The organism is Halalkalibacter hemicellulosilyticusJCM 9152 (assembly GCF_000513115.1).
GTDB lineage: Bacteria > Bacillota > Bacilli > Bacillales > Bacillaceae_D > Halalkalibacter > Halalkalibacter hemicellulosilyticus.
In genome coordinates this window covers 67,238-78,552 of record NZ_BAUU01000021.1, presented here as the reverse complement: position 1 = coordinate 78,552, position 11,315 = coordinate 67,238, and the positions used below count along the sequence as shown (strand labels likewise).

At 39.2% G+C, this 11,315-nt stretch carries 11 protein-coding genes, 1 other RNA gene and 1 pseudogene; 2 read left to right on the top strand and 11 right to left on the bottom strand.

Annotated features, from left to right (window positions below; translation table 11 throughout):
* Positions 1 to 261: pseudogene (locus tag JCM9152_RS14060) on the top strand (transposase); the annotation flags it as partial.
* Positions 262 to 387: 126 nt separating this feature from the next.
* On the opposite strand, the gene ssrA reads toward JCM9152_RS14060, so the two are convergent.
* Together ssrA and smpB are read right to left on the bottom strand one after the other, a co-directional pair.
* Positions 388 to 747: a transfer-messenger RNA gene (ssrA, locus tag JCM9152_RS21965) on the bottom strand.
* 108 nt (positions 748 to 855) lie between these two features.
* Entirely contained in the window at positions 856 to 1,329 is a 474-nt protein-coding gene (smpB, locus tag JCM9152_RS14055; protein WP_035345560.1) for an SsrA-binding protein SmpB, read from the bottom strand.
* Between the two features lie 216 nt (positions 1,330 to 1,545).
* Between smpB and JCM9152_RS14050 the strand changes: the two genes are divergently transcribed.
* A complete protein-coding gene (locus tag JCM9152_RS14050; RefSeq protein ID WP_035345558.1) occupies positions 1,546 to 1,746 on the top strand; it encodes a YjfB family protein in 201 nt (66 codons plus the stop codon).
* 155 nt (positions 1,747 to 1,901) lie between these two features.
* On the opposite strand, the gene rnr is transcribed toward JCM9152_RS14050, so the two are convergent.
* The 9 genes from rnr to JCM9152_RS14005 form a co-directional block, all read right to left on the bottom strand.
* Positions 1,902 to 4,217, bottom strand: a complete 2,316-nt coding sequence (rnr, locus tag JCM9152_RS14045) for a ribonuclease R (RefSeq protein WP_035345555.1) — start codon at positions 4,215 to 4,217, stop codon at positions 1,902 to 1,904.
* Between the two features lie 26 nt (positions 4,218 to 4,243).
* Positions 4,244 to 4,978 (bottom strand): alpha/beta hydrolase, encoded by a 735-nt coding sequence (locus JCM9152_RS14040; protein WP_304503402.1) that lies wholly within the window; start codon positions 4,976 to 4,978, stop codon positions 4,244 to 4,246.
* A gap of 261 nt (positions 4,979 to 5,239) precedes the next feature.
* On the bottom strand, positions 5,240 to 5,470 hold the full coding sequence (gene secG / locus JCM9152_RS14035; RefSeq protein WP_035345549.1) for a preprotein translocase subunit SecG: 231 nt from the start codon (positions 5,468 to 5,470) through the stop codon (positions 5,240 to 5,242).
* A 99-nt stretch (positions 5,471 to 5,569) separates the two neighbouring features.
* On the bottom strand, positions 5,570 to 6,697 hold the full coding sequence (locus JCM9152_RS14030) for a GerAB/ArcD/ProY family transporter (protein WP_035345546.1): 1,128 nt from the start codon (positions 6,695 to 6,697) through the stop codon (positions 5,570 to 5,572).
* A gap of 11 nt (positions 6,698 to 6,708) precedes the next feature.
* Positions 6,709 to 6,948: a hypothetical protein gene (locus tag JCM9152_RS14025; RefSeq protein WP_035345544.1), complete on the bottom strand. Its 240-nt coding sequence runs from the start codon at positions 6,946 to 6,948 to the stop codon at positions 6,709 to 6,711.
* Between the two features lie 10 nt (positions 6,949 to 6,958).
* The gene (locus JCM9152_RS14020; protein WP_035345541.1) at positions 6,959 to 8,110 is read right to left on the bottom strand and encodes a Ger(x)C family spore germination protein; all 1,152 of its coding nucleotides are present in this window, start codon (positions 8,108 to 8,110) and stop codon (positions 6,959 to 6,961) included.
* Positions 8,111 to 8,120: 10 nt separating this feature from the next.
* Positions 8,121 to 9,698 carry a spore germination protein gene (locus JCM9152_RS14015; protein ID WP_235715720.1) on the bottom strand — a complete coding sequence of 526 codons (1,578 nt, stop codon included), beginning with the start codon at positions 9,696 to 9,698 and terminating at the stop codon, positions 8,121 to 8,123.
* 158 nt (positions 9,699 to 9,856) lie between these two features.
* Positions 9,857 to 10,906 (bottom strand): GMC oxidoreductase, encoded by a 1,050-nt coding sequence (locus JCM9152_RS14010; RefSeq protein WP_148296513.1) that lies wholly within the window; start codon positions 10,904 to 10,906, stop codon positions 9,857 to 9,859.
* Positions 10,819 to 11,313, bottom strand: a complete 495-nt coding sequence (locus JCM9152_RS14005; protein WP_035345536.1) for a hypothetical protein — start codon at positions 11,311 to 11,313, stop codon at positions 10,819 to 10,821. Before JCM9152_RS14005 ends, JCM9152_RS14010 begins: the two co-directional genes overlap by 88 nt.
* Positions 11,314 to 11,315 lie beyond the last annotated feature (2 nt).

Sequence of the window (11,315 nt, the reverse complement as noted above, 5' to 3'; positions counted from 1 at the left end):
TTATGCAAGACGGGAAGAAACGATTGAACGAGTCTTTGCCGATCTTAAACAAAAGCATGGACTGCGTTGGACGAACCTGAAGGGGCTCGAAAAAAATTCAATGCAGGCGATGCTTGTTTTTGCTGCTATGAACCTGAAAAAACTGGCGACATGGCTACCGAAAAACCATACGAAAAATACAAAAACGCCTTTGAGAGTCATATCTCAAAGCCGTTTTGTCTACGGTCTGATGCACACAATACCTTGTGTGCATTTCAATAAATAATTAAGTTCTAAGTTGCTTATGATACTAAATACAACTAAGTTACAAGCATAAGCTTTCGTTTTACGAAAATATATGTTTGAAGTCACAACATATCACAGCAATCAAGTAATTTACGTTTATTTTGGTGGAGACGGTGGGAATCGAACCCACGTCCAGAAATAACGACACTTACGCTTCTACGGGCGTAGTCACTGTATTAGCAGTTCGCCAACAATTCAGCCCAATGACAGGCTTCCTTGTGGCTAGTCTGATTGTTCTCTTCCTTCACCCTCAGACGGCGGGTAACCGGCGTAGCCACTTAGAGTGAGTCCCGTATCCTACCACATGGGCGATGGAGGGCGGAACCGCAGAGTGCTATTAGGCAGCTACTGCGAAGTTATTGTTTTCTTTGCCAGTTAATTGGCTTTGGCGTTTTAACGAGGCCGACCCCCTCGGCTCGCCACGTAAGCACGACCTATCCCTGTCGAATCCAAAACGTCCCCTTGATATCATAAAAGCTTCTTGCATCTTTCATGAGAAGAATCCAGAACATCATTTCGCCCTGGACTTCTTATTATAGCATAGCTAGCTGACGTTTCAACTGGTAATTATTATCCATTCATTCGTTCCTTTAACGCACGATCGACTTCCCGCTTCGCATCGTTTCGCTTAAGTGTCTCGCGCTTATCATAATTCTTTTTCCCTTTGGCAAGTCCAATTAATACTTTCGCAAATCCGTTTTTCAAGTAAACCTTTAATGGAACAAGGGAATACCCTTTTTGCTGTGTTTGACCGATAAGCTGATTGATCTCCTTTTTATGAAGCAATAGCTTACGTGCTCTTACAGGATCATGGTTGTAGCGATTCCCTTGCTCATATTCACTAATATGAGCATTATGCAAATACGCTTCTCCGTTTGCAACACGTGCAAACGAATCCTTCAAGTTCATACGTCCTGCACGAATCGATTTGATTTCCGTCCCTTTCAAGACAATACCAGCTTCAAACGTTTCTTCTACAAAATAATCATGTCTCGCTCGTTTATTTTGAGCAATCACATTAGCATCCTTCTCATTCCTAGCCATATCCCTACACCCTTTTTCAATGCGTCATGCTTATATGATAGCAAAGCACGTGATTAAACGTCAATTTCAAGTTTTAAAAAAGGGAATGAATTTCCTTTTCCAAAAGGTATACATATTAATAAAGATAAAATCAAGCTTCGACATAAAAAATTCCCGATATCACTAGAAATAAACTTACAATGTAGTGTACAGTAAGTAGTAGAAAGGTGGGATTTGATGGATATTGCTTTATTATCAATGGGAATGAGCCAAAACCAAGTGAAACAAGATGTCTCATTAGCGTTGATGAAAAAATCGCTCGGAACTGCTGAACAGCAAGGAGAAGCACTACAGAAGCTAATGTCTTCTGGTGATGTGGCGAATCTTCAGCAAGCAGCTCAGCCTCATTTAGGAGGAACGATCGATTTGAAGCTATAATCGTTTCAATCGACACTCATAGAGAGTGGCTCTTATTCTCTCTATGATTTTAAAAGAACACAGCACGATCACTCATTACTTTCGGGTATGCGCTAACAGGCTTAGAGCATACCCTTTAATTTAAGATTTTTACCTAATCAAGCACCATAACCGTTCTATTTCCGCCGCTTCTTCCCTTTCTTCCGCTTGAAGCTAGGGGCATTCTCATAGAACTTCTTCTTCTTTTTCTTACGAGTCCCATTCGGTTGATCGCTTTTTCCATTCAGCTTTAACCCTTGTTTCTTTTCACGCTTTCCACCGACGATGACTTTCGGTCGATCTCGTCCTTCTCGACGCGCACGTGGCTTCATTCCGACAATTTCGAAATCAATCGAAGCTTCATCGACATTGACACTAGCGACACGAACCTCTATTTCATCACCGATTCGGAAGATTTGCCCTGTACGCTCGCCAATCATCGCATAATGACGGTCATCAAAACGATAATAATCATCTGTTAAGTAGCTAACATGAACAAGACCTTCAATTGTATTTTCTAGCTCGACAAATAAACCGAAATTCGTCACACTGCTAATAATCCCGGTAAATGTCTCACCAATTTTATGACTCATAAATTGTGCCTTTTTCACGTTATCCGTATCACGTTCTGCTTCTACTGCACGACGTTCCATTTCAGAAGAATGCCTTGTTAGCTCAGGTAAGATTTCACGCATTTTCTCCTGAGTTTGTTCATCAACATTTCCTTTTATCACATATTCACGTATAAGTCGATGGACGAGCAAATCAGGGTAACGGCGAATCGGAGACGTGAAATGTGTATAAAATTCAGTCGACAAGCCAAAGTGACCTAGACTATTTACATCATACTTCGCTTGCTTCATCGAGCGCAACATGACCGTACTTATGACCGTTTCCTCAGGCTCTCCTCTAACTTCTTCAAGAAGCATTTGCAAAGCACGTGGATGAACGGTATTCGCATTCCCACGAACGACATAACCGAAATTCGTAATAAATTCAAGGAACTTTGTTAGCTTTTCTGCATCTGGATCTTCGTGAATTCGATACACAAACGGTAACTTCAACCAATGGAAATGCTCTGCAACGGTTTCATTAGCCGCTAGCATAAATTCCTCAATCAATTTCTCTGCAACGGAACGAGTTCGTAATACAACGTCTGTTGGTTCACCTTCTTGATCAACAAGCACCTTCGCTTCATTAAAATCAAAGTCAATGGCTCCACGATCAAAGCGCTTTTTCCGTAAAATCGCAGCCAACTCCTCCATCAATTCAAAAAATGGTACGAGCTCTTCATAACGTGATTTCGTTTCTTCATCCTTATCGACTAATATTTTATTCACATCAGCATATGTCATTCGTTCGGTCGTCTTAATGACACTTTGAAAAATGTCATGCTTGATTACGTGTCCTTGTGAATTAATCTCCATTTCACATGATAACGTTAAGCGATCAACCTGTGGGTTCAAACTACAAATTCCATTGGATAACCGATGCGGAATCATTGGAATCACACGATCCACTAAATAGACACTTGTTGCTCGATCACTCGCTTCAACATCAATTGGTGAGCCTTCCTTCACATAATGAGACACATCAGCAATATGCACACCAAGCAAATAGTGACCATTATCAAGCTTCTTCACATGAACCGCATCATCTAAATCTTTTGCATCTGCTCCATCAATCGTCACAATCGTTTCATCGCGCAAGTCGCGTCGCCCTTGTAAGTCATCTGGATCGATTTCATCAGGAACGGCATTCGCTTGTTCAAGCACCTCATCAGGAAAGTCCATTGGGATACCATATTTATAAATAATTGAGATAATATCCATTCCTGGGTCGTTTTTATGACCTAATACATTTATAACGCTGCCTTCTGCACTCATTCTACCTTCAGGGTATTTCGTTATTTCGACAACGACTTTATGACCATCAATCGCGCCATTTTTTTCTTCTTTCGGAATAAAAATATCATTGGCAATCCGCTTATCATCCGCCACAACAAAGCCATATGATTTCTGATCGACAAACGTTCCTACTGTCGTCGTTACCCCTCGTTCCAATATTCGAACGATTTGACCTTCAGGACGGGCACCAGACGTTTGTTGATGAAGACGTACGAGCACTGTATCACCATTCATCGCACTTTTTAAATCGGCATGAGATACGTATACATCGTCTACACCGGCTTGCTCAGGAATAATAAAAGCAAATCCCTTCGCATGTCCTTGAACTCTTCCTCGCACAAGATTCATTTTCTCTGGAACGCCATAACGGTTTGTTCTCGTGCGAACGACTAGGCCGCGTTCCTCCATTTCATTTAGTACTTTTACTAAATCTTTAAATTGCTCACTTCCATCAACAGCTAACATTTCTTCAATCTCATTTATTAATAACGGCTTTTCTGCTTCTTGAAAAAACGAGGTTAACTGTTGTATTTTTTGTTCATTCATTTTATGCTTCACTCCTTTTTCTCCAATCAACTCCAATGTAACTGTTCTAAAAAATGATTAATATCTTCATGAAGTTGATCTCGTTCATTTCCTAATGTAATGACATGAGTTGAATCTTCATACCATTTTATTTCTTTTTCTTCTGATGCTATACGTTGAAGAATGACCGTTGCACTATTAATATCAATCATTTCATCATGCCGTGCTTGAATAATTAATGCTGGCGCATGAATCGATTCAAGTGACTGTTTGACTTGAACCATTTCTTCTTGTAAAGCGACGAGTAAACCAATTGATTCTTGATGAAATCGTTCGATATCTATGGTGATTTTCTCTCTTCTTTTATAATGTTTGACATAATCTTGTAGTCCGTCATAAATGGCACGCTCGGTTCTTGGCTTCATCGGTGCACACATCGGAATAAGCCCGACAACTGGATAGTAATAGGCCAGTTTTAAGCTAAACAGTCCTCCTAGTGATAATCCTGCTACAGCTATTTTCTCATACCCTAACTCTCGTAAATAGTGATATCCCTTTTTGACATCCTCCCACCAATCACTAGGTCCGGCTTGTACAAGCAGCTGTGGCTCCTCACCATGCCCTCTATACAATGGTGCATGAGACGTATAGCCCTTTTTTTGTAAAAAACGACCGAGCATTCGTACATCAGCAGTCGTCCCCGTAAATCCATGTAATAACAACACAGCACGCTCTGTGTCCCCTGTAAACGTAAACGGTTTCGGTGCAACAGCTCTCATGATCATACCCTCATTCCCATTTAACCTTCCCTATCAATTTTCCCGATATCTCATTAAACTAACCATATAATAAGAAAAACACAATAGGAGGTACTAGAAAAATTTGGTTTTTATCTTTTTTTGGTGCCCTTTAAGCAATGAACGAAACCACTTACACCTTATTTAATGGAACCTAACGCCGTATTTCGGCCATTTAACGGAATCCGGTTCCTTTTCATAGTTATAGAAAAAGCGATAGGTGCTAATCACCTACCGCTTCGTTCATTAAAGGAAATATGCAACCGTTACCGTTAGTACAAAAAATAAAACAGCAAGCACGACTGTTGCACGAATTAATACCGCATCTAATCCTCGTGCTTTTTGCTTTCCGACTAACTGCTCCGCACCACCTGAGATCGCTCCAGATAAACCAGCACTTCTCCCAGATTGTAGCAATACAACCGTAATTAATAAAATCGATACAATGATAAGTAGAACAATTGCTAAAGCTTCCACAACCTACACCTCCACACCGTAAGTACACACTATTTATAATGTAGCATAAAGGATGTCCATTCTACAACTAAAAAATACAAATTGTATTCGTTCTACGAATTAAACATTCAATTCTTTTGAACGTTTTTTTCCTTTCCACCTTTTTTTAATGGCTGTAATGATTGCCATTAATGTTATTGGTATAACGGCGACAATCGTTATAAAAAGAGGCCAAATGATTCCTACATTCTCAGCGAATTCAAGCTCATGCTCGTACAAAGTCACAGACATAAGAAAACATAATAATGTGATCGGAAATACGAACATTCTTGTCCCTTTCTCACCTACCATCTCATTAAATAACGTATGAATCATATATAGGACAATCGTTGCTTTCATATAAGAACCAATTATCCAGCTCATTGCCATGACCGCTTCAATACGCGTTAATATATCTTGAACATCAATTAAAGTAGATATGTAAAACAACGCATATTTGACCTTTGTTCCTATTGGGCCTAAAACCATAATCGAAATAAGAATCGTTGTTAATAAAAGAAGAGTTGTTAGAACATAGGCAACAATCATTCCTCGTTTTAAACTACCCGCTTTCTTCTGGCGAGCATATGGTAGTAATATCGCAAATAAAATAACTTCACTATAAGGAAATCCGTATACAAAATACGATCCATGTAAGATCGGCTTCCAACCCTCAGGAGTAAGTGGCAGAATGTATTGCGGTTCAATAACGGGTACGATCATTAGTAGAAACACGCCAAATACAGATAGAACAAAAAGAATTAGCATTGTAAACATTCGACCAATAACTTCAATCCCACAAAAAACCGTTAAAGCTGCGACAAGAAAGATGAACACTTGAAAAATATATAAAGGAGTTGTTCTCATAATTGTATTATGTAAAAACATGCCTACATCCAATATAATATTCGATACCATAATAACTAGTAGTATTAATAACAACCCGATTACAACATACGAAAGCCACTTTCCGTAAACCTTTTTCGTATATTCAAAAAAGGTTTTATCTCTATGCTCTTTATTTAAATACAAGATAACGATTAAGATTCCAAAGCCAACAATAGAAGTAAGAAGCAAAGAAATCCATGCTCCATTTCCTGCATTTGCAATTAACGGAGAAGGGATGTTTACTAAAGCAGAGCCTACCATATAGCATAAGAAAATAAACGCCATCTGATGATCACTTACTATTTCCTTTGATTGTTCCATCCCTTTCCTCCTTATTCAATAACCATCCAATCGACAATTTGATTTGCTGGCTGAAACAAAATATCATGCAACAAATCTGTTAAATCATACATATTTAATATGAAGATGAAGTCAGCACTTAAATAAATTGTGATCGCTACTATAGCCAAATAAATGATAATTATTTTGCGCTTTTTCTTTTTCAGCTTAGAATAATCATTGATCATTAAACTTAAAAATAATATCGCCAGCATGATCACTTTTGTCGCCATGTTCCATCACCTAATCCGCTTCCATAAATGGCTTTAAATCGACTAAACCAGAGCTCACAATTTTCACTTTCATATCATAAGCAAATTGAGCACCTTCCAAATATTCCTCCCAATTATCCTTTATTTCTTCCCATTTCTTAGCATCCTTTTTATGAATATCATTTCCTAAATTGAGAACATCAATTCTTTTCTTCTTTACATCTTCTATCGTTTTGTCCAAATCTTTTTCAATTGTTTCTTCGATTTTTTGAGCGTATGCATTTATTTCCTCTGCTGTTTCTAAAACCGTATCACACATTAACTCACGAACCCTTGCTTCAAATTGGATATCAACATCTACAACTAACTGCTCTCCTTCTATACTCGGTGAAATGTGTGAATCTGTCATAATCAGCTCAATATTATCCGATTTAATCATTTCCGGATCCTGTTCACAAGGGATTTTCCAAACACCTCTATCATATTGTTCCCGAATCATAAGAACATGCTGAGTTTCAGTTCCATCTAATTCCCCAACCATGACGCCATCTTTAATAATGGCAACTCCTATTAGAGGAGCTGATACAAGATCCTTTTCTACCTTTTTTTCAGCGAGTGGTACAATCGCCACTTCTAGTTCACTTTGGAGCTGGAGGCTAAGCTCGTGCAGTGTTGTATCCAACGTATTTCCAGCTTCATTATGAGAAAGCTTTTGCAACTCACGCAGCTGACGACTTGAAGCATATTCAAACATCGGTTCAATTTCTAAATAGTCCCTTCCTTTTCCTTTGCCAATCAATAAATTAGTCGTTGCCCGTGGCTCTTGCTCCCGATAAAAAAAAGCTAAAATATCATTAAAATGGCGGTTTCTAGCTGTTTCTTCTCCAATAATAACGATTTGCATATGACTCCAATTTGATTTTCTCCCAAAGTAATTCACTAAATTTCTCGCAGCTTCTGATAACGATTTGCTTTCAATAGTCGTTACGATTGGTTCTCTCCCTCCTCCTTCCTCAGCAGCTCCAATTTTAGCAGGCCGATAAAATTGAACCGTTAGCTCAATTCTTTCCTCATCCTCATCAAGTGCAGCTCCTAAAATAAACCCTCTCTCCATTAACTCCTGTTGATCCCAACAGCCAGTAAGGAGCATAAGAGTGATCATCAACAAGAAAATACGTTTCATTTTTCCTTCCTCATTTCTCATTTGATGTATGTGGGTATTGATGGTTCTTCTGATTACGTGGTGAGCGTAATAGTTTCCCAATCGGCGCACGGATAAAAGCATCTCTTAACTGTCGCGGCCTTAATGGAGCAAAAGGGGCTAAATAAGGAACACCTAACGATCTTAATGAGCTTAAATGAAGGAGAACGAGTAACAGTCCAACCATGATGCCAAATCCTCCTAATGTTGCAGCTAAAAACATTAAAGGAAACTGTATAATACGGTAGCTAATCGCTAAGTTATATTGCGGTACGGCAAAGGACGAAATTCCTGTTAATGCCACAACAACCACCATTATTGGCGAAGCAATTCCTGCTTGAATGGCTGCCTCACCAATAATGAGCGCACCTACGATACTCACAGCTTGTCCAACAGGCTTAGGCATACGAATACCTGCTTCACGCATTAATTCAAAAAAGAAAACCATAATTAATGCTTCAAGTAGAGCAGGAAAGGGAATTCCTTCTCGTGTATTAACGATCGCCAACAGTAGAATGGTTGGGATCATCTCTGGGTGAAACGTTGATAACGCAATGTACACACTCGGTAAAGTTAGAGCAATAATAACGGCAATGAATCGCATTAACCTTATCGTAGTAGAGATAAATGAACGCTGATAATAATCCTCTACGGATTGGAATAACTCTAAATAAAGGGCAGGGCATATTAAAATAGCCCCTGTTCCGTGCACGAGCGCAATGATCTTCCCATCAATTAATGCAGCAGTAGCCGTATCAGGGCGCTCTGTATAACGATATTGTGGAAAAGGAGAAAGAGTTGAATCTTCAATTAATTCTTCTAAAAAAGTGGTTTCTAATATTTCTAAATCCTTCACCTTTTCCAATCGTTTTTCAAATTCAGCTAAAACTTCAGCATCGACAGCACCTTCTAAATACATATATGCAATTTCCGTACGTGTCACTTGACCAACATGCAATGATTTAAGTTTTAAATGCTTTGACTGGATTCTTGAACGGATTAAGCCAATATTCTTTTTTAAATCTTCTACCGTTCCTTCATGTGGGCCTTTAACAACTGCTTCTGTCGAGGGCTCGGCAACAGATCGCCCTTCAATAGAAATCGCCTCAAACGCTAATGCTTGATCCCAACCATCAATAAACAGAACGAAATAGCCCGCCAATACTTTCGTAGTCGCTTCTTCATAGTCATTAATTAGAACAGGGGTTTCATTTGTGACTCCGTGGTTTAAAATAAAATGCTTTAGCCTTTCTAACGTAATTTCATTCGCTGACCCGATCTCATGCTTCACAAGATCCTGCAATAACGACTTAACAAAGTTCACTTTTTCTTTCTGAACGAGAGATTGACAATGAATAATAAATGAATGAATCGATAGATGAGGACCAAACTGATAATCGTGAAAACTAATATCATCTGTGTCTTTAAAAATATCATCTATCTTTGCTCTACTATTTTTAAGCTGATCGTCTATTCTTTTCATTTGCTTCATGGAATCATCAATAAGCTGCTCTTTTTTACTGACACCCGACTTTTGTTTAATACGCCAACCTGTTCGACGTGGACTCATACGACTTACTCCTCATTTTTCCGATGTTTATAGTTAGGATGAGCAATTTTGTTAAATTCATGCATTAAGAAAAATGTGATAACGTCTTTTTCTTAAAGAGGTGTGCGGAGCCGTCGCTCTCCTTTGAGTTTGCTACTGCAAATTCTGATTCTATCCAATCATTCATCTACTAATTCCCTAATGATGGTATCTCCTGTTCGTAAGCTTAAAGACATTGTCGTTAACGTAGGGTTCGATCCAAGCGTTGGTAAAATGCTGTTATCAGCTATCCATAGCCCCTTTACACCATGAACAGCGCAAGTGGAATCAACGACTGAATCACTCGGGCTCATTCCCATCCGACATGTTCCTGACTCGTGATAATCACTTCCTGGAATGGTTAAGCAAAGCGGTTCATCCCCCTCCTTTTCAGCACCTATTTCAGCTCCAATTAACTGAATCATTCGCTCCGTATCAATTAGTGCTTGATTTAACAATTGTCTATCTAATTCACTACTTTGATAAAAAGTTAACAGCTTATTATTACTTAATGTCACACGATTTCGATATCGTGAAAGTACTTTAACAAAACCATAAAAACCTAACTGCCGATCGGCTTCTGGAAATATTTGTACAAAATATGGAGCGTCCGGACGCTGTCTGACGTAGCAAGGTGTAATTTCTGAGAAAAGATCTCCCACTTCTTCAGATGTGAAAGCTCTCATTTTGAAGAAAGTATGTTTGATTAAGTAGCGCCCGACGGGTAAATGATCAAAGGGTGATTGCAACAAAATACGTGGAGTTTGAAATGCATTGGCAGCTAAAACAACTTTTTTTGCTTTAATTTGATGAACACGTTCGTTACGATCGATGGCTTCAACACCTTGAACTTTGTCTCCATTCATCAACACTTTTTGCACAGGTGCATGAATAGCAATATCGATGTCCCTTTTACCTAATGCTGCTCCAATTAAAGTGAGCGAGCTTGAAAACACATCAGGAAGCGCTCGACCTTCCTGCCACTCTAATCGAGCGGCAAACGGCATAATAAAAGCGGGGTAATTGTTTTGCCACAATTGCTGTAAAAAAAGATTCGTTTCCACTGTTGTCGACGGCTCTTGAACATAGAGGATTTGTTCGGCTAATTCATAATACGGTTCAATATCATCATACGAAATTGGCCAAAAGGTAAATTCATACGGCTGAAACCGAACCGCAACTCCCCCCACATGATTGCTTTTCCCCCAAATCCAATCACCTGTTTAGAGGCTGGTAAATCCGGTTCCCCGATCGGTCGACTAATCTTTTCATTAAATCGATACGCATCGCGCCGTCCCTCTAAAGTAGGAATATTATTAACATGAGTTGGAATATATAATCCACCCGCATCAATCATGCCAATTTTCTTATCTTCTATCCCTTCCTCTTGAGCCAGCTTCCATGCAACCGCACTTGCCCCTGCACCTGTTCCTACAATTAATACGTCATATTCTTGTTTCGCCATTTCTTCAATAGGCGTTAACGGAACCCACGTATCTAATGGTTTTTCTGGCCGGTCTGGATGACATATCGGAATCTGAACTGCTTGGAAATCGCCATTCGTATATTCCTCCTGAGGAAAAAAGCGCTGTTCCATTT

Excerpts from the sequence above, each read along its gene's own strand:
- JCM9152_RS14030 (WP_035345546.1), bottom strand. The coding sequence starts at position 6,697 with ATGGAACAATCAAAGGAAATAGTAAGTGATCATCAGATGGCGTTTATT.
- JCM9152_RS14050 (WP_035345558.1), top strand. The coding sequence starts at position 1,546 with ATGGATATTGCTTTATTATCAATGGGAATGAGCCAAAACCAAGTGAAA.
- rnr (WP_035345555.1), bottom strand. The coding sequence starts at position 4,217 with ATGAATGAACAAAAAATACAACAGTTAACCTCGTTTTTTCAAGAAGCA.
- smpB (WP_035345560.1), bottom strand. The coding sequence starts at position 1,329 with ATGGCTAGGAATGAGAAGGATGCTAATGTGATTGCTCAAAATAAACGA.
- JCM9152_RS14005 (WP_035345536.1), bottom strand. The coding sequence starts at position 11,313 with ATGGAACAGCGCTTTTTTCCTCAGGAGGAATATACGAATGGCGATTTC.
- JCM9152_RS14020 (WP_035345541.1), bottom strand. The coding sequence starts at position 8,110 with ATGAAACGTATTTTCTTGTTGATGATCACTCTTATGCTCCTTACTGGC.
- JCM9152_RS14025 (WP_035345544.1), bottom strand. The coding sequence starts at position 6,948 with ATGGCGACAAAAGTGATCATGCTGGCGATATTATTTTTAAGTTTAATG.
- JCM9152_RS14015 (WP_235715720.1), bottom strand. The coding sequence starts at position 9,698 with ATGAGTCCACGTCGAACAGGTTGGCGTATTAAACAAAAGTCGGGTGTC.